The organism is Salimicrobium halophilum, from assembly GCF_900100295.1.
GTDB classification, from domain to species: Bacteria; Bacillota; Bacilli; order Bacillales; family Halobacillaceae; genus Salimicrobium; species Salimicrobium halophilum.
In genome coordinates, this window is the sequence record NZ_FNEV01000006.1 from 172,276 (window position 1) to 191,342 (window position 19,067).

General features: G+C 49.5%; 16 protein-coding genes and 3 riboswitches. Of the genes, 1 reads left to right on the forward strand and 15 read right to left on the reverse strand.

Translation table 11 applies throughout. The features are described 5' to 3' along the window. Positions 1 to 16: 16 nt before the first annotated feature. A riboswitch (purine riboswitch) is annotated at positions 17 to 117 on the reverse strand. Between the two features lie 83 nt (positions 118 to 200). From BLQ44_RS10940 to BLQ44_RS10970, 7 genes are all read right to left on the reverse strand, one after another. Next, positions 201 to 398 carry an NETI motif-containing protein gene (locus tag BLQ44_RS10940; RefSeq protein WP_245688153.1) on the reverse strand — a complete coding sequence of 66 codons (198 nt, stop codon included), beginning with the start codon at positions 396 to 398 and terminating at the stop codon, positions 201 to 203. A 51-nt stretch (positions 399 to 449) separates the two neighbouring features. Next, positions 450 to 1,784, reverse strand: coding sequence for an NCS2 family permease (locus BLQ44_RS10945; RefSeq protein ID WP_093193939.1), 1,335 nt, complete (start codon positions 1,782 to 1,784; stop codon positions 450 to 452). Positions 1,785 to 1,878: 94 nt separating this feature from the next. Continuing rightward, positions 1,879 to 1,980, reverse strand: a riboswitch (purine riboswitch). Between the two features lies 1 nt (position 1,981). Then, entirely contained in the window at positions 1,982 to 3,520 is a 1,539-nt protein-coding gene (gene guaA, locus BLQ44_RS10950; RefSeq protein WP_093193940.1) for a glutamine-hydrolyzing GMP synthase, read from the reverse strand. Positions 3,521 to 3,621: 101 nt separating this feature from the next. Further along, positions 3,622 to 3,723, reverse strand: a riboswitch (purine riboswitch). Positions 3,724 to 3,749: 26 nt separating this feature from the next. Continuing rightward, positions 3,750 to 5,951 (reverse strand): transglutaminase TgpA family protein, encoded by a 2,202-nt coding sequence (locus BLQ44_RS10955; RefSeq protein ID WP_093193941.1) that lies wholly within the window; start codon positions 5,949 to 5,951, stop codon positions 3,750 to 3,752. Then, the gene (locus tag BLQ44_RS10960; RefSeq protein WP_093193942.1) at positions 5,948 to 7,201 is read right to left on the reverse strand and encodes a DUF58 domain-containing protein; all 1,254 of its coding nucleotides are present in this window, start codon (positions 7,199 to 7,201) and stop codon (positions 5,948 to 5,950) included. Before BLQ44_RS10960 ends, BLQ44_RS10955 begins: the two co-directional genes overlap by 4 nt. Next, complete coding sequence (locus BLQ44_RS10965; protein ID WP_093193943.1) at positions 7,198 to 8,163, reverse strand: AAA family ATPase; 966 nt, start codon at positions 8,161 to 8,163, stop codon at positions 7,198 to 7,200. Before BLQ44_RS10965 ends, BLQ44_RS10960 begins: the two co-directional genes overlap by 4 nt. A 104-nt stretch (positions 8,164 to 8,267) precedes the next feature. Next, positions 8,268 to 9,437 carry a pyridoxal phosphate-dependent aminotransferase gene (locus BLQ44_RS10970; protein ID WP_093193944.1) on the reverse strand — a complete coding sequence of 390 codons (1,170 nt, stop codon included), beginning with the start codon at positions 9,435 to 9,437 and terminating at the stop codon, positions 8,268 to 8,270. Between the two features lie 114 nt (positions 9,438 to 9,551). Between BLQ44_RS10970 and BLQ44_RS10975 the strand changes: the two genes are divergently transcribed. After that, entirely contained in the window at positions 9,552 to 10,328 is a 777-nt protein-coding gene (locus BLQ44_RS10975) for a carbon-nitrogen family hydrolase (protein ID WP_093193945.1), read from the forward strand. A gap of 537 nt (positions 10,329 to 10,865) precedes the next feature. Here the strand turns inward: BLQ44_RS10975 and purU are convergent. From purU to BLQ44_RS11015, 8 genes are all read right to left on the reverse strand, one after another. After that, positions 10,866 to 11,768 (reverse strand): formyltetrahydrofolate deformylase, encoded by a 903-nt coding sequence (purU, locus tag BLQ44_RS10980; protein ID WP_093193946.1) that lies wholly within the window; start codon positions 11,766 to 11,768, stop codon positions 10,866 to 10,868. Between the two features lie 63 nt (positions 11,769 to 11,831). Continuing rightward, on the reverse strand, positions 11,832 to 13,130 hold the full coding sequence (locus BLQ44_RS10985) for a methyl-accepting chemotaxis protein (protein ID WP_093193947.1): 1,299 nt from the start codon (positions 13,128 to 13,130) through the stop codon (positions 11,832 to 11,834). Between the two features lie 159 nt (positions 13,131 to 13,289). Continuing rightward, positions 13,290 to 14,276 (reverse strand): ring-cleaving dioxygenase, encoded by a 987-nt coding sequence (locus BLQ44_RS10990; protein WP_093193948.1) that lies wholly within the window; start codon positions 14,274 to 14,276, stop codon positions 13,290 to 13,292. Positions 14,277 to 14,345: 69 nt separating this feature from the next. Next, positions 14,346 to 15,005, reverse strand: coding sequence for an SOS response-associated peptidase (locus tag BLQ44_RS10995; protein WP_093193949.1), 660 nt, complete (start codon positions 15,003 to 15,005; stop codon positions 14,346 to 14,348). A 338-nt stretch (positions 15,006 to 15,343) separates the two neighbouring features. After that, positions 15,344 to 15,541: a cold-shock protein gene (locus BLQ44_RS11000; protein WP_008588184.1), complete on the reverse strand. Its 198-nt coding sequence runs from the start codon at positions 15,539 to 15,541 to the stop codon at positions 15,344 to 15,346. A 176-nt stretch (positions 15,542 to 15,717) separates the two neighbouring features. Further along, positions 15,718 to 17,079 (reverse strand): hypothetical protein, encoded by a 1,362-nt coding sequence (locus BLQ44_RS11005; RefSeq protein WP_093193950.1) that lies wholly within the window; start codon positions 17,077 to 17,079, stop codon positions 15,718 to 15,720. Between the two features lie 301 nt (positions 17,080 to 17,380). Further along, positions 17,381 to 17,635, reverse strand: a complete 255-nt coding sequence (locus BLQ44_RS11010; protein ID WP_093193951.1) for a hypothetical protein — start codon at positions 17,633 to 17,635, stop codon at positions 17,381 to 17,383. Between the two features lie 202 nt (positions 17,636 to 17,837). Continuing rightward, positions 17,838 to 19,034 carry an ornithine--oxo-acid transaminase gene (locus BLQ44_RS11015; protein WP_093193952.1) on the reverse strand — a complete coding sequence of 399 codons (1,197 nt, stop codon included), beginning with the start codon at positions 19,032 to 19,034 and terminating at the stop codon, positions 17,838 to 17,840. Positions 19,035 to 19,067 lie beyond the last annotated feature (33 nt).

Below are 19,067 nucleotides of genomic sequence, written 5' to 3' on the forward strand. Positions count from 1 at the left end.
ATCCACAGGATATACGTCGCCCGGGGTCTCCCCTCATAGTCCGGTCATTTACGGCGACCAGGTAGAGACGAACGATCCATATCATCGTTCTATATGAGGTTCGGTTATCCGTTTTTCTATTCAAAGCATAACAAGCCCCGAAAGCAAATGTCAACAAAATACGAATTATATTTGCATCCATTTTTTATAATGTTCGTGTTTTACATCTTTTTCGCTTCAAAAACGATTTTCCGGTCCACCGGCTTCATTTCCCCGTCCACTTCCTCGAAGACGGGTTCTTCGTTCCGCCTTACCGGCATGAACCCTTCTGCCTTTATACGGTCGAGACACTCATCAATCGTTTCTCCTGTCCCGACTTCAAATCGCTTCTTGTTGCTTTCTTTCTTCTTTTTGGCCACAGTTATCTTCTCCTTCTTCATTCATCTTCCTTCCAGTATACCGGAAAGAACCTACGCCAAAAAGATGAAGTAAAGAATGAAGATGACGAACAGTCCGTACATGATCGGATGAATCTCTTTCACTCTTCCTTTCAAAAGCATGGTGATCGGATAGAAAATGAAGCCCATCGCGATTCCGGTAGCGATACTGTACGTAAGCGGCATCGCCGTGATGACGAGGAACGAAGGGACAGCGATCTCGAACTGATCCCATTCGATGGCTCTCAAAGAAGATGCCATGAGCACGCCGACGATGATCAGTGCCGGAGCCGTAACCTCTGCCGTGATGATACCGAGAAGCGGAGAGAAGAAGAGCGCCAGCAGGAAGAAGAGCGCTGTAACGACAGAGGTGAACCCTGTCCGTCCTCCGGCTCCTACCCCGGCGGTCGACTCGATATAGGACGTGGTCGTAGACGTCCCCATCACGGCACCAGCAACGGTAGCTGCCGAGTCGGAGAAGAGAGCTCTTCCGGCACGCGGCAACTTGTTATCTTTCATGAATCCTGCCTGAGAAGCTACAGCGACGAGCGTTCCAGCTGTATCAAAGAAATCGACGAATAGGAACGTCAGGATGACTCCGAGCATCTGCATCGTGAAAATATCATCCAAGTGGGTGAAAGCTTCTCCGAAGGTAGGAGCCATGCTCGGAGCAGCGCTCACCACATCTCCCATCGATGTCGGTGCTGCGATAAGACCCGTGATCATCCCTACGATTGATGTCAGAATCATGCCGTAGAAAATTCCTCCGTGGTACCCGAGCGCAAGAAAAATGACGGAAATGAAGATTCCGAAGACCGCAAGTAACGTAGTAGGTTCCAGGATATTCCCCAGCTGCACGAGGGTCGCGTCACTGTTCTCGACGATCCCCGCATTCTGGAAGCCGATGAAGGCGATGTACAAGCCGATCCCGGCACCGACCGCAAGCTTCAGGTTGGGTGGAATGGCGTTGATGATCGTCTGGCGCAGGCCGGTGACTGTCAATACGATAAAAATGAGTCCGGAAGCAAGAACACCCGCAAGCGCCGTTTCCCATGGGATACCAAAGCCCAGAACGACCGTGTAAGCGAAGAACGCATTCAATCCCATGCCGGGAGCAAGTGCAATCGGGTATCGTGCGAACACACCCATAATCAGCGTACCGAGAGCAGCCGACAAGGCGGTAGCTGTAAACACAGCACCTTTATCGATCCGGTCCACTCCTTCCGGCAACTGCTCAATTCCATCAAGCGCTAAGGTCGAAGGGTTGACGAACAGGATGTATGCCATCGCTAAGAATGTCGTCAGTCCGGCGATGAATTCCTGCCTGTAATTCGTTTTATTCTTTTCAAATTGGAAAAATTTCTTCATGATGTATTTCCCTCCATTTTCTACATTTTATAGGAGCAAATAAAAAACCCCCGGTATAACCGAGGGTTTCGCTAGCTCCGGAAAAGAACGACGAACGTCTCCTTTCCCAAAACGTAGTCGGACAATTTACGGTCGTCCGGTAGAAACTTATGGGCCTTATCCCCAAGATTATACGTCAGTATCTTTCTATTCAGTTCTTATTCCCATTCGATTGTTGCAGGTGGCTTACTTGTCACATCATACACGACACGGTTGATGTGATCGACTTCGTTCACGAGTCTCGTCGATACTTTCTCAAGGACGTGCCACGGGATTCGCGCCCAATCCGATGTCATACCGTCGATGGACGTCACTGCACGGATGCCGATCGTATGATCATACGTCCGCTCATCTCCCATGACTCCGACCGACTTGATGTTCGGAAGTACGGTGAAATACTGCCAGATATCGCGGTCGAGTCCCGCTTCCTTTATTTCTTCCCGTAGAATCGCATCGGATTCACGGACGATTTCAAGCTTCTCTTCATCAAGCGCTCCGAGAATACGGATGGAGAGCCCAGGTCCCGGGAAAGGCTGACGCCAAACGATATGTTCCGGTACTCCGAGCTCTGTTCCTAGCTCACGGACTTCATCTTTGAAAAGCGTATTGAGCGGCTCGATCAGCTTGAGTTCCATATCTTCCGGCAGACCACCGACGTTATGGTGGGACTTGATCGTCTGAGCCGTTTCCGTTCCGCTTTCGATGATGTCCGTATAGAGGGTCCCCTGCGCTAGATAGTCGACGTCTTTGATCTTAGCCGCTTCTTCGTCGAAGACCTGGATGAATTCGTTGCCGATGATTTTCCGTTTCTCTTCCGGGTCGTCCACGCCGTCGAGTTTACCGAGGAAACGGTCTTTGGCATCGACGCGGACGATATTCATATTGAATCCGTCCCCGAGGAAACGCATGACGTCGTCCCCTTCATTCTTCCTCAAAAGTCCGTGATCGACGAAGATGCACGTAAGCTGATCGCCGATCGCTCGGTGAATGAGTGCGGCCACGACGGAAGAATCGACCCCGCCGCTCAATCCGCACAAGACATTGCGATCGCCGACTTCCGCACGGATTTTCTCCACTTCGAGATCGATGAAGTGTTCCATCGTCCAGTCCGCCGTCGCGTCACATACGTCAAACACGAAGCTGCGAAGCAAGTCATTGCCGTATTCGGAGTGGCGGACTTCCGGGTGGAACTGGACCCCGTACAATTTACGATCCTTATCGCTGATCGCCGCTACCGGGCAGGAAGCACTCGTAGCGTCTACCTGGAACCCTTCCGGCGCTTCGATCACTTTGTCGCTGTGACTCATCCATACGACCTGCTCGACAGGTGTCTTCTGGAAAAGTAGCGAATCATTCTTCACGGTGATGTCCGCTTTTCCGTATTCACGCTCATTGGCCCGCTCGACGCGCCCTTCGAAGTGATGGGTCATCAGCTGCATGCCGTAACAGATCCCGAGAATCGGGATATCCAGGTCGAAAATCGCCTCATCACAGCGGAAGCTCTCCTCCCCGTATACACTGTTCGGCCCACCGGAGAGCACGATCCCACTAGGGTTCAGCTCTTTGATTTCTTCTGCCGTCATTTTATGAGAATGCAGTTCACTGTAAACGCCGAATTCACGGATCCGTCTCGTGATCAGCTGATTGTATTGACTTCCGAAATCCAGAACGAGAATCATTCCTTCAACCTTTTCCATATCTGTCCCTCTTTCCTTATCTATGACTTCGCTCAGCCTATCCCCGATACTATAAAAAAATCTGCCTACTCTAAACAGGAGAAGGCAGAAATGGACATACACGTCGCGATTCCTGCCTTCATAGTCAGAACATTTACGGTGTTCCGGTAGAGACTTTCGGTCCTTATTACCGAGGATATATGAAGGCTTATTCGATTGTTACCCATTCTAACAATCGAATTTTGCAGAATCAAGACAATGCTTTTTTAATTAAATTTTCCCATAATTCAGATATATCGTTTCTCTGCAGGCGGTCTTCTTTCCGGTACACAAGACGTTCGTACTGATTCGTAAGACGCTGCATATCATTACCTTCAAAACGATGGTCGATCGCTTTCGCATAAGCACGCAACGTTTCATCGGATCTGCGCTTCGCGATTCTTTTATCCAGAACGTTGAGCAGATGACGATAAGAGGACTGGAACGCATCTGCATCTCCCTGTCTCCGGAAGCGTCTTCCGTAATACCAGGAGAGCCAGCGAAGTCTTGTCAGGTAAAGAGCGATCCCGATAACACTCAGGACGCCGAGCGCTGAAAGCAGGATGGTCGTCCCGGAGATTCCGTCGTTCCCGCCTGAAGCAGTTCCGGCTGTTTCTTCCTCTTCCTCACCGATCTGCTGTGGGTTCCCCTGTTCTTCCTGTTCCGGGGTATCCACTTCCGGACTTTCCGTTTCATCTTGACCGGATTCGGATGGGTCTGTGTCCACTTCCGTATAGAAGTCCGCATTGTTCGTGAATCCTTGCGTAGGTTCAAATGGCACCCAGCCGACATCCGGGAAGTACACTTCCACCCAGGAATGGGCGTTGGCACTGGTGACATCATAAGAATTCATCGTCGTATCGAACAGTTCCGTATCCGTATCCGTCAGCTCTCCGCCCGTGAATCCTTTCACCCAGCGGGCAGGGATCCCCTCGGCACGAAGCATGACAATCATGGACGTCGAGTAGTTATCACAATACCCCTGTTGCGTCTCGAACACGAATTGATCGACGTAGTCTTCGTCTTCTTCTGGGACGGCGACATCGGTCGTCGTATATTCGAACCCGTTGCTGCTGAAATACGACTCGACGGCTTTCGCTTTATCATAGCGGTTATCGTGCTCTGCGGTAATTTCGGCAGCAAGCTCTCTCGTTCTTTGTGTAACGGATGATGGAAGCTGCAGATATTTCTCCTGGATGGAGGCAGGGTCTCCCCCCGTCACGTCCCGGAGAGTATTCAACTCGAACGAAGGAGCATCATAGTTGAGAGAATACCGTTCCGGCTGTACCGAATCGTTACCTGCTCTCGTTTCCATCTCTCCGGTCTGTGTGTGCAACGCGATATCTATCGGACGTTCCAGGTTCCCTAAAGATGTCACGCCATAAGGATAGACGAGCTTCCGGAAATTCGCTTGATCTGTGAAATCAAGGAAGCCCCGGGAAGGTTCCGCTTCCACATCGTCTTCAAACGTGGAATATTCGAGCTCATCAGGACCAACGGATGTGACCGGCTGTTCCAGTGTGTCTTCCCACCCTTTTCCGGTATAGCGGTCCTTCGACTCGATTCTCCAGTACTGACGGTCCCGGACGACGGCCTGGAACACAAGCGTGTCATCCTGGACAAACGAACCGCCGAGCCTGGAATCATTCTCTCCATACCCGACCTTCTGCACGACATTCCCATTTCCTCCAGGGCCTATCCCTCCGGTAGCACTTTGAAGATAAGGGACCGGATCCGGCCACTGAGGTGCGAATTTCGGCAGAATCGTAGCTCCTACAGCAGCGATAAGAATCACGGTGATCAAAGGAATAGCGGAAAACAGGGGATTCCGGGAGCGGCGTCCCACATCTTCTCCTCCGAATTCCCGCTGCACATGAAGGAGCCCGAGCACGACCATCGCGATGATGAACGTCCGGATGATCGAAGCCTGCCCTTCATATGGCGTGAACGTATCGATGATCGTAATATAAACGAACGTCAGCACAATAAAGAAAAAGGCCTTTCTCGCTATGACTAACCAGAAATGCAGCAGATAACTGACCAGCCACAATAACACAAGGAACAAGAAACTCCGGAAAAAGGCGGTCAGCTCCCACCACTCTTGAGCTGTCACAGCCTGCAAGTTATAGGAAAGCTGATTATATACGATGAGCCACCATGCTTCGCTGAAAATCCGTTCTCCGATGAAAAGCCCGTCCAGAATGAACAGAAGCCCCAGTAACTTCAAGGGGACAGCGAAATACCACGGCACTTGCATAAACGTCAAAAAGAAACAAAACGCGGCGTATAAATAAAAAATACTCACGCTCTGTGTATCGGTCAGTATGTCGAGCGGCCATAGCCACTCCAGCAGAAGGAGAAACCCTCCGGCATATACAAGAAACAACAACAGCGAGGAGGATTTTTCCTTCATGCTTTCACCTCCATTTCCGCATGCGCCCATTCTTTCTCCGTCAGCGCCTTCACATACACACCCCGGTCCCGCAATTCTTTTGCAAGTTTCTGATTTTCGAAGGTCCACTCCTCTTCAGGAGTGACGACGAAGAATAGCAGCTGCTTGCAGTAAGGTGCCAGACGCAGCAGACTTTCCTTGATTCCGGAATCGAAGGTCGCACTGACGATCATCAGAACAGCCTGTTTCGGCAGAGAGGTGTGTTCTTTCGCTATCTCTTTCGGGAAATCTCCCGTTTCATCCGGTTGAAGTTTGGCAAGATGATAGCGGATCATCTCCCGCTGGCGTTCAGAGTGGATGGCAGGCACGAGTCTCCGTTCGTTTCCGATAGACAGGAAAGAAAGATCCTGCGACTGACGGGACAGCGTATGAAGAAGGGAGTAGGCGAACTCGATCGCTCCTTCGAACTTTACGGAGGGGCCTTCATTTGTGATACCGTTCAGAATCAGAAAAGATTCGGAGCTTTTCTCCTGCTCGAACTCTTTGGTCATCATTTTGTTCTTACGGGCCGTGGCTTTCCAGTCTACCCAGGACATCCGGTCTCCTGGTGCGTACTCTCTGAGCCCAGCAACCATGTTCGACTGTTTTTCTTTGAAACTTCTGGAAGCGGTCGCTCCCTGTTCGAAGGCACGGGAATGAAGAGAAAAGGAAACCTTCCGTTTGGAGGGATATACCAGAAACTGTCCTTCGGAATCGATCTCCCATTCTTTACGCACGAACCCGAAGAAATCTCCGGTGCGGACCCGTACCGAGCCGAAATGATGATCTCCACGCGGGACATGTTCCAGACGATAACGGAGCCGGAACGTCTTTTGGAACCACGGGAAAAGCACCTGCTTCATCGTCCGTTCCACCACAGGCTCGTCCCAGGATACGAATTTCTCCCGGGCTCTGTCCTCCCTTTGCAGCGTATCAGGAAAAGATTCCTCTATCGTCATGTAATACAAAGGGAACGGAAAGGAACGGTGGGCCTCCAGTTCGATGACCACCGAGTCTCCAGCCTCCACCAATCTCTTCGAAGGGCGCCTGGTCACTTTCCAGTCCGACAAAGGATATAACAGAAGAGCTGTCATGTAGATGAGGAAAGGAAGAAAAGCGTAGAAGAGGAACCAGCTTACGAATCCTCCCTGGAACATCGCATAGGAAAAAAGAATGGCAAACAGCAGGATCAGAAACAGGAACTTCCCTACGTATAGCAACTTCTCTTTCATTCACTGACATTCCTCTTCACCGGAACGTTCGTCGCTTCAATCAGCTGATGGACGATATCCTCCGGTGCAATCCCTTCGAAATTGGCCTCCGAGGTCAAGATAAGACGGTGAGGCAGCACGAACTTCGCAACGTATTGGACGTCATCAGGCACTACGTAGTCCCGATCATAAATGAAGGCATAAGCCTTGGCAGCTTTCATAAGTGCCATCGAGCCACGAGGGCTGACCCCGAGGTAGACACTCTCATGATCACGGGTAGCCGAAGTCAGGGAGACGATATACTGCTGCACGGTCTGATCGATATAGACATCATCCACCTCTTCCTGGAGCTGCACCAGTTCTTCAAGCGTCATGACCGGCTCTACAGAGTGGATCGGATGCCCTCCCGACGTACGCTCGAGCATCTCCATCTCTTCCTGATACGTCGGATATCCCATTTTCAATTTAAGCAGAAACCGGTCCAATTGGGCTTCCGGAAGCGGATAAGTCCCTTCATACTCGATCGGGTTCTGCGTGGCCATGACGAAAAACGGCTTCTTCAAAGCTACACTCTGTCCGTCTACGGTAATACTCGATTCTTCCATCCCTTCGAGCAACGAAGACTGGGTCTTAGGCGACGTACGGTTGATCTCATCCGCCAGTACGATGTTTCCGAGAATCGGTCCCGGTCTGAATTCGAAATCGGTGGTTTTCGGGTTATAGATCGAGACGCCTGTGACATCAGACGGCAGTAAGTCCGGGGTGAACTGGATCCGCTTGAATTCACAGTTCAACGACTTGGCGAGCGTACGGACGAGCATCGTTTTCCCTACACCCGGCACGTCCTCGAGAAGTACGTGACCTCTAGCAAGCAGGGTAACCAGACTCAAAATAGCCGCTTCTTCTTTCCCGACCATGACCTGATTGATATTACGGATGACATCGGAGATTTTACTATGAAGCATAAAGGATGACTGCGACATCTTGTGCTACTCCTCTCTATAATGACAAACTTTTTCGACAATGATGATTTCCTCTTAACTATACTACAAGCAAAGAGCGAGAGCCAAACAGAAGGCTAAGTAACTCAGTACTCGAGACGTCCGAGACGTTCTGCAGCCTCACGCAGCACCTCTTCGTCAGCGAGAAGACCTACGCGGACGTACCCTTCCCCTTCTTTCCCGAACCCGTTCCCGGGAGCTGTGACGACACCTGCCTGTTCAATCGCGTAGTCCGCAAACCCTTCAGACGAATATCCTTCCGGTACCGGGATCCAGCAGAAGAACGTTCCCTTCGGGGTGATGGTGCGGAACCCGTGCTTTTCGAGCGTCCCGATGAAAACATCCCGCCGGCGTTCATACATCCGGACGAGCTCTCTCACTTTTGACTGATCTCCGCTCAAGGCTTCGATCGCCGCTTCCTGGACAGCTCCGAACAGACTCACATACATGTGATCCTGCAGTTTATTGATCTGCTCGATGACTTCGCGGTTGCCGGCGACAAAGCCGATCCGCCACCCGGCCATATTATAGCTTTTACTCAGCGTAAAGATTTCCACCCCTGCCTCTTTCGCTCCTTCTGTTTCGAGGAAGCTCACGGGTTTCTCCCCGTCATACCCGATGGCACCGTAAGCGAAATCATGGATCACCCCGATGTCATGTTTCCTCGCAATGTCCACGGTCTCTTCGAAAAAGGAAGAAGTAGCCGTCCCCGCTGTCGGATTGTTCGGGTAGTTGAGAAACATAAGCTTCGCCTCGTCCAAATCCTTCTCATCCATTTCCGAATAGTCAGGCCGGAATCCGTTCTCTTCCCTGAGTGGCATGAATACATCTTCCGCTCCCGCGAGAGCCGTACCGGACATATAATCCGGGTAACCCGGATCAGGAAGAAGCGCCTTATCGCCAGGGTTCAGAAAACACTGACTCATCTCGACGAGCCCGGCCTTTGCTCCGAATAAAATCGCAATCTCCTCCTCGGAATCGAGATCCACACCATGCTCCCGCTTATAATAATCCGCCGCAGCCTGCTTGAATTCAGGCAGACCTCTGAAGTTTATGTATCCATGATTCCGCGGGTCTCGGGCGGCACTCTCCAATTTCCGTACAATATGTTCAGGAGTGGGCTGGTCAGGATTGCCCTGGCCAAGGTTGATGATATCTCTGCCTTCTTTTTTCAGCCTGCTCACCTTCTTCGTCAGCTTGGCGAAGAATTGCTCAGGCAGTCTCTCCATTGCTTCTGATGGCTCAAATATACTCATTGTTCGTTCCTCCTGATTTCCTAAGTTCCCCCTATTGTAAATAATTTTCGGAAGATTGACAAAGTGAACGTGCGACCAGATAATGGGATCAGAGCAAGGAAAGGAGCGGTGACGATGAAACTGGCTTTATTACAGATAGATGTCGCTTTCGGTGATCCGGAGGCGAACGAAAGGAAAGTGGAAGAATTCTTCCGCAACCTCGATGCTTCCGTCGATGTCGTCGTCCTTCCGGAATTATGGACGACAGGATATGATCTTTCCCGTCTCGAGACGATCGCAGATGAAGAAGGGCAGAAAGCGAAGCGATTTTTGAGTGATCTGGCTGAACGATACGATGTTCACCTGGTCGGAGGATCAATCGCCAAAAAGACATCGGATGGCGTGTTGAATACAATGTATGTCTTTGACAACAAAGGGAGCTTACTTAAAGAATACAGCAAAGCCCATCTTTTTAAACTCATGAATGAAGAAAAATATCTCATTGATGATACGATGGATGGAAAATTCGAGCTGATGGGCGAAAAAAGCGCCGGCCTCATCTGTTACGACATCCGTTTCCCCGAGTGGGTACGTACTCAAATGCTTGAGGGCACAACGGTTCTTTATGTCGTAGCCGAATGGCCAGCCCCGCGGATCGACCACTGGAAGACCCTCCTCAAAGCTCGCGCCATCGAGAATCAGTGCTACGTGGTGGCCTGTAACCGTGTGGGCGCCGATCCGAAGAATGAATTCGGCGGCCATTCCATCATTTATGGACCATGGGGAGATGTGCTGGCAGAAGGTAGTGAGCAGGAGGAGATCGTGTACGGGGAGATCGACACGTCGAACGTCGAAGAGATCCGTACGCAGATCCCGATTTTTCAGGACCGCCGCCCGGAACTATATAAATAATGCTTGGACCCTCGCCGGTTGCGCGAGGGTTTTTTTATTTTGGAGGAGGTTGACTGAGGGAGTGTTATGCGCACGCTTGTGGCTTTATGCGATGATTTTTGCCCGATTCATGGCAAAAACGGGCCATAAAAAAGGGTATCCGATAGTTTTGCTCCTCCCCCCTTAAAAAACATCCCATAACTTTTGTTATGAGGCAGTTTTTCAATTTGCATGGTTAAAACCGTCTTATATACACAAAAACCCTTCAGACATCCGGGGATGTCCGAAGGGTTTTAAATAGAAAGGCCGCGACTTTTCCTGTCTAGTTTCAGCCTATCCAAGGTCGTATCATAAGCGGGAGGCTGCCACTTTTCTTGTCTAGCTGTGCCACCCAGAAACTCGAGCCATAAGCAAGGTGTCTCCGCTTTTCATGTCCAGCTACGAAGCCCAGAAACCCCGAGCCATAAGGGGAACAGATCAGAAAAAAAGAAAGATCACTTTTTGTCTGACAGTTCCCCTTATGACTGAGGTTTCTAAGCAGGGCTTCTCCGCTTTCCCTTATGAAAACACAATAGTTTTGTTCTGATGAACAAGAATGCGGTCGGCTAGGTGCCATTTGACGGCGCGGGCCAGGACGCTCCGTTCGATCGTCTGACCGATTTTCTTCATGTCCTCCACGTGATCGCGGTGGTCCACGCGTCCGATGTCCTGTTCGATAATCGGGCCTTCGTCCAGGTCGTTCGTGACATAGTGGGACGTAGCTCCGATCATCTTCACTCCCCGCTCATACGCTCTCTCGTAAGGACGAGCTCCTACGAACGCCGGCAGGAAGGAGTGGTGGATGTTGATGATGCGATTGCGGTAAGATTCCACGAATTCCGGAGTGAGAATCTGCATGTATCTCGCCAGTACGACCAGGTCGGTGTCATGCTCATCCAGAATTTCTTTGTGGCGGGCTTCCGCTTCATGACGGATGTCTTTGTTCGACGGCACGTGATAAAAAGGAATTCCGAGAGATTCTACCATCTCCCTCGTATCTTCATGGTTACTGATCACGACGGCAAGATTGGCCATCAAATCGCTACTCTGCCACTCCCACAGCAACTCAAGCAGACAATGCGGCTGTTTCGATACGAAAATCGCTACGTTTTTAAGCTCACGGACGGCCGTCAGTTTCCAGTCCATATTGAACTCCGCGGCAATCGGCTGAAAATCGACTTCGATCTGTTCGAATTTCGCTTCAAGCTCCGGACAGTCGAATTCCAGACGGATGAAGAACTCTCCACCTTCCGGATCCGTCGAATACTGATGAGAAGCGACAATATTCGCATCATGGCTAAACAGGAACTCGGAAATCCGCGAAATGATCCCCGGCTGGTCCGGACAGTGGATCAATAGCCTCGCCCGATTTTTGTTCTTTTCTTTATAATGCTGCAATTTTTCTTCGTTATAGCTGGTCATAACTGTTACATCTCCATTCAAAATAATGACTAGCTATTACTTTATGTCATTTATCCTCATTGTTCAAGATACTTCTTTCAATTTCACCGTCTCCGTATCCTTTTCCTTACCAGCAAGATCGGAGAACGAATCATTCAATGCGGATACCGCTTCACGAATACGGTCGGTATTCATCAATTGCTCGTCCGTCGATTCCCCGATTTCTACGAGAGAATGAGAAAGCGTCTCCGTCCGTTTCGTCTCATGTTCCATCGAAACGGAAATTTCCCGGCTCGCTCCTTCGAGTTCTTCAAGGTTGCTGTACACCTTATGGATATTGTTCGTATTCTCTTCGATTTTTTGGAGGACGGTGTCGAATCGCTCGTCCATAAGAGAAATCATCTCAGAAGCCTCAGAAGCATGATCAGCATTCTCTTCCGCTCGCTTCACCTGGTTCTGGACCTTTCCTTTCATGCGCTCCACCGTTTTCGTTACTTCACTGGTAGCCTCTAACGAACGTTCTGCAAGCTTCCGGACTTCCCCTGCCACTACCGCAAAACCTTTCCCATGTTCCCCGGCTCGTGCGGCCTCAATGGAGGCGTTCAATGCAAGAAGGTTGGTCTGCTCGGCAATATCATCAATCAATCCGACGACATCGGTGATATTGTTCATCTCTTCCGCCAGTTCTTCTATCTCCTGTCTCGAAGACAAAGAGCTCTCTTTCAGTTCGGTGATTTTCTCAACAGAAGAAGTGACTTCCTTCTTCCCTTCATCCGCTGAATTCCGCATGTCTTCAAGGGAAGCGGACGTTCCGGAAAGGAAATCGGAAACTTCTTTCATTCCTCTGGCTAGTTCATCCGAAGACGCGGAAGTCTCCTCGAACGTAGCTGTCGTATCCTGCGATTGAGCGGCTATCTGTTTGATCGATTCATTGACACTGTCCACTTGCCCTTTCAAGTTATCGAGGTAGCCGTTGATGTTCCTTGACTCCTCCGAAATCGTCCGGATCTTCTCGTTTTGAGCTTTTTCAAGATCCTCCATATTCTCAAAAAAATTCGCAACATATACGCCGAGGGAGGATACCTCATCCTTATCCTTCATGGGAATCTCCACATTTCTTTCTCCCCGTTCAAACGCTTCCATTTTATTCCTTATAGACGCTATTGGACGAAGGATAAAGTAGTTCAACAGAAGGATGATAATAGCCGTCCCGATCACGATGTTCAACCCCGTCGATACCATGACCCCCAGCTCCCCGCTGAATTCGATCCCCGCATACTGAAGAGCATTCAGCACGATTCCTACAATCGTTGAATTCAATAATAATACCGCTCCGATAATAAGTGCGAACTTCACTTTCAGACTGGAAAAAAATCTTCCCATACCATTCCGCCTCTCTGTGTTTATTATAAAGAACGATACCCCAATCTTTATTACCTAAACCGAAAGGACCTGTAAAACAGGCCGCCCCTACTCCCACAAAATATAAATAACCCCTGAACAACCGGGATCACCGGCCGTTCAAGGGCTTCTTCACTCTACTCAATTAAAATATTCTTTTTTTATATCTTTCGTACTACGAACCGTGTCGATAGAACGGACCATGTCTTCGATCTGATTACGCTTCGGCTCTAGCATCGGCGGGAGAGCCAGGTTCTCCCCGAGGGTTTCATATGGTTCGTCATCCATGAACCCTGGGCCGTCCGTCGCAAATTCGAATAGGATCTGCGGAGCTACCTGGACGTAGAGCGATTGGAAATAGAAGCGGTTCACATAGCCCGACGTGCGGAATCCGAATTTCGGCATACGATCGATCCAGTGCTCAAGCGCGTCCCTATCTTCTACGCGGAAAGCGGCGTGATGGACCGTTCCATACCCTTGACGTGCCGGAGGAAGGATATTGTTGAACTCGACGATCACTTGAGCTCCATTCCCTCCCTCTCCGACTTCAAATAAATGAAATGCCCCGTCTTTGTCAATTTCCGTGAACTCCAGGACCTTCTCCATCATTTCTTTGAAATACTCGATATTATCCACCCGTACATGCAACGGACCAAGCCCGGTGATGCCATATTCGTTCGGCACCGGCCCTTTCTGCCAAGGGACGCCTGCAGGCACGCCATCGATTCCTTCATCGGACACCAGTTCATAAGCCTGATCATCAAAATCGGTGAACGGAAGCACCTTCTTCCCGAACCGTTCCTGAATGCCTTTGTGGCTGATATCATAGTGATCGAATCGCTTCACCCAGTATTCGAGCGCCTCATCGCTTGGCACACGGAAAGATGTTTTCGAGATTTCGTTCGTGCCGTGGGAACCTTTCGGAATTCCCGGAAAATCGAAGAACGTCATATCCGTCCCTGGATTCCCTTCATCATCTGCGAAGAATAAATGATACGTCTTGATATCATCCTGGTTGACGGTTTTCTTCACTAGTCTCATCCCTAATATATACGTAAAAAATTCATAGTTCTTCTCTGCACTGCTTGTAATCGCAGTTACATGGTGCACTCCCTTGATTCCATTCATATAACATTTCACCTCATTAAAAAAATATCTTTAATTCAAGATAACACACTCACAACCATTTATCGAATTTCATGCTTCTTCGAGCAGAGCGGCATCATTATTCCGGGGCGTGTTCACTCGTTTGGAGACCGGATACATGGCAAGAGTACCGTCCGGTAGAGGACGCAACAAATTCCGCGCTTCCTCTTCACTATCCAGCCAAGCCCCGTACTCTTCCTGTCGAAGAATCACCGGCATCCGGTGGTGGATACCGCTCATCTCCCGGTTCGCTTCTGTCGTCAGAATGGTACAAGTGAAAACAGGCTCGCCCTTTTCGTTCTCCCATTTCTCCCACAACCCGGCAAAACCGAAGAGATTCTTCCCCTTCACCTGAATACGATACGGTTGCTTCTCTCCCAGGTCGTCTTTTTTCCATTCGAAAAAACTGTCCGCCGGTATAATGCATCGCTGCTGCTTGAACGGCTTACGGAAACTCTTCTTCTCTTCCACCGTCTCCGAGCGAGCGTTGATCATTTTGAATCCGATCTTTTCGTCCTCGGCCCACGGCGGAATAAGACCCCATCGCAAATACCCCATCCTTCTATCTTCCGCGCCTGCTATAACTGCCGGAATATTCTGGGAAGGAGCGACGTTATAATTATTCTGCCACTGATCGATCCGTATCTGATCAACTCCGTACTCTGTTCGCATGTCTTCCAGTTCCGCAATTAAAGTGAATCTTCCGCACATTTTCCGCGCCTCCTTATATCATTCATTATTCCTGTATGGCGACGTTTGAAACCTGCTCTACCTGAACATTTACATAAATAAAAACTGAATGATCCAATCCCAGCCCCGGCCAACTATAAGGTGTTTTTTCATAATGTGCTTTCCAAAAATATCGCATAAAAAACGATATCAGGTACTTTGCGCTCCCATTCACCAAATGCCATCGAATAAAATCATTTTTGCAACGTTATCTCAGATCTCTTCCATGAAAACTGTCGCAAACACGACCATCCATCTAAAAAACCATAAAAAAATCCCGTGTTCGTAATGAACACGGGATTCTTTATTGCAACGGGCAATTATTTTTGAACGTTAGCAGCTTGTGGGCCACGGTTTCCTTCGACGATTTCGAAAGATACTGTTTGACCTTCTTCAAGTGTTTTGAAACCTTCGTCTTGAATAGCAGAGAAGTGAACGAAAACATCGTCTTGACCTTCTACTTCGATGAAGCCATAACCTTTTTCTGCGTTGAACCATTTCACGTTACCTTGTAACATATTGTTTCCTCCTGCGGTGATTCGCGATCACCATTGAATTACTATTCTTGCTCACGACGTGCATTCAAGACGACAAGCTTTCACACTCATGCTCGTTGCTTTCGTACCGAACAACAATAAGTTAATACCTACTATACCACCGTATCCTTACCTTGGCAAGTCTTTTTGAATATTTGTCAGTAAATGATCAGCGTTGTCAGAGAAACAGCCACTCCGAGAAACCCACAAACCAGGGTGTAAGGCAGGTTCTTCCACACAATTTTATAAGGATTCATCCCGAAGTTCACCGAAGTTATGGTGACAATCAATCCATAAGGAGCAGAAGGCACCGTCGCAATAGCCGTACTCGAAAGCAGAACAGCGAGGGTAACCGCCGGCAGAGCTTCCATCAGCAATCCACTCACTCCTCCGAAGATACCCATGGTCGCCAATGGGTGGACGCCAAGCAGCGTCATGATCAGAAATCCGAACTGGATCAGCAACATGATCACTAGGGGAGAATCACTATAGGCGATGATCGGCTCCTGCAATAACTCCAAGTACGGAGAAGCATTCAATGTCTCCGTCAAAAAGGAGAGGCTCAACAGCAATACGATGAAATTATCGAGATGGTTCGTGTGATGCTTCCACGTCGGAACCCCGATCTTCCAGAAGCTTCTGTACCGCTTCCGCACCAGACTCCACAACAAAGCAAACGGAAAAATGGCGATGGTGACAGCGAAAAGGAATTCGAAATTCACAACGTTAGCCAGAAACACGACAGTACTCAGGAACAGTACCAAAGCCAGAATGAATCCCTTCAATCTCCCTTTCTTCGACGCACCGCTTCCTCCTTTTTTCTCGGGGAGCTCTATGTTCCCAAAGAGAAGCCGTCCTGTGAACGTATCGATGACAAAACCGAGTAGTGCAATGATAAGCATCCACGGCAGGACTTCCAGGTAATTGGCACCGGTGATGAAGATCGAAGTCGCCAGCAATATCTCGAGCGGACTCCACAACAGAGCCAGGGAGTATCCACGAAGCGTCGCCATCGAAACGAAACTGTTCCTGACTTTGGTGTCCACTTTCTTCAATTGTTCTTTCAACAGATCCTGGGAGATCGTGGCCGAAGACAGGTTCAGAAACGCTGCCAGGGACACCATCGTCGCCTCACTCCGCCCGTAGAGGCCGCCGAGCGTCTGCACTCTCGCTTCCAGTAAGTCCTTCAACAATCGGTTGTAACGCCCGGCCTTCACCGCACTGTTCATCCAGGGAAGCATGGACAAGAGAAGCAGCAATCCGACGTTACCGGCGAATAATCCCGGTATGTCCCCGAGTGTCATGGATCCTGATAAAAAGAAGAAAGAACCTGCAGCCATCAACACGATTCCGAGAATTTTGAACACGCGTCCCGCTCTCGGAAACGCCACCACCATCATGATCATCGCAAGGAGTCCGATTACCGAATAGAGCGTCTCATTTTTCCAGAACGTATAGATGATATTAAGGAGAAATACGAAAGAATAGAATATGTATAAATGTCTGTAGATCCCTGTCATGCTCCCCCTCCTTCCGTGCGAACAAACTTAGAAACCATACTACGCTTCCGTAGAACATTTTTCAAAGGTCTTGCACCCCGAGTGATAGGGGGCGGGAGGTCTTATGGTACAGGTTTCTGCGATATCCCGACCTGAATCGTCTCAAAAATACATATATGGTTCATTTTCTTCCATCATTCTGTCAAAAAGTGAACCATATCCTTCGTTTTGAAACGTTATTCACCGGAAAGCATCACGAAAATGTCTCATACCATAGAAAAAACCTCCGGCCAGGCCGGAGGTTAGTTCCGCAGGAAGCGTCTCAGTCACTTCCTGTAATGATGAAATCGTCACGCAGAGAGATGATCGTTGAACCGGCAGACACCGTATCGCCTTCTGCCACGTCTACAGAAACGACCTCACCGCTGATACCAAGCGCTACTTTTTCGACGGTTCCGTCTTCGGTAGCCACTTTCATCAATGGTTCCCATTCATGGATCGTTTCATTCTTTTCGACCAGGATCTCTGTCACTTTACCGGAAAAAGGACTGTTGATGCGTTCGAGCATTGCTCTCATTTTCATTCTCTCCTTAGTAGTTTTATTTATAGCACGGGAGAACCGCTGACATTTCTTTGATTTCTAAACTACAACAAAATAACACGAGAATTCTCTGATTATCAACCGTTTTTCTTACCGAATTACAACCATATTTCCTCCCTATCCGAGAGGAGGCTGATAGAACGCCTCATCCTTCCAATTTCCGGAGCAGGAGCGGCTTTTACTCGGAAAGGACGCCGACCACTTTTTCGATCGCCCAGTCGAGATCCTTCTCGCTGATGACGAGAGGCGGAGCAAAGCGGATTACGTTCTCATGCGTCTCTTTACAGAGCAGTCCCTGTTCTTTCAACTGCTCACAGTACTTACGTGCCGGCTCATTCAGTTCGACGCCGACGAACAGCCCTTTCCCTCGGACTTCTTTGATCATCGGGTTCTTGATCTTCTTCAATTCGGCCTGGAAATAATCGCCCAACTTGCGGGAACGCTCTGCCAGATTCTCTTCCTCGATCACTTCAAGGGAGGCAACCGCTACGGCACTCGCCAGCGGATTCCCGCCGAACGTGGAACCGTGGGAACCGGGAGTGAAGACTCCGAGAACCTCTTCATCCGCTGCCACACAGGAAATCGGCATCACTCCACCGCCGAGGGCTTTCCCGAGAATGTACATGTCTGGAGAAACATCTTCCCAGTCACAGGCGAACATTTTCCCGGAACGACCGAGCCCGGCTTGGATTTCATCCGCTACGAAAAGGACATTGTTCTCTTTACACACATCATACGCCTCTTTCAGGAACCCTTCCGGCGGCATGACAATCCCTGCTTCTCCCTGGATCGGTTCGAGCAGAAAGCCTGCTGTGTTTTCCGTGATCGCTTCCTTCAACGCTTCCACATCTCCGTAAGGAACCACTTTGATCCCCGGAAGAATAGGTCCGAAGCTCTTACGGTTGTCTTCATCTGTCGACAGCGATACCGCCGTCATTGTACGTCCGTGGAAGTTCCCTTCACATGCGATGATTTCAGCTTTGTCCTGCGGGACACCTTTTCTATCATAAGCCCAGCGTCGGATCGCCTTGACTGCTGTCTCCACTGCTTCTGCCCCAGTGTTCATCGGCAGGACGAGATCTTTCCCTGTAAGCTTGGATACTTTCTCATAAAATGGTGCCAGCTGATCGTTATGAAAAGCACGGGACGTAAGGGTCACCCGGTCCGCCTGATCCTTCAGCGCCTGGATGATCTTCGGATGACGATGCCCCTGGTTCACGGCCGAGTAGGCACTGAGCATATCCATATATTCTTTGCCTTCCGGATCTTTCACCCATACGCCGTCCGCTTCCGAAATTACGATCGGCAGAGGGACATAGTTTTTCGCTCCATATTGATCGGTCTGTTCGATAATCGTTTCTGTGCTTGCTGTCATAAAGTAGTTCCTCCTTTGAATGTTTACATCTAC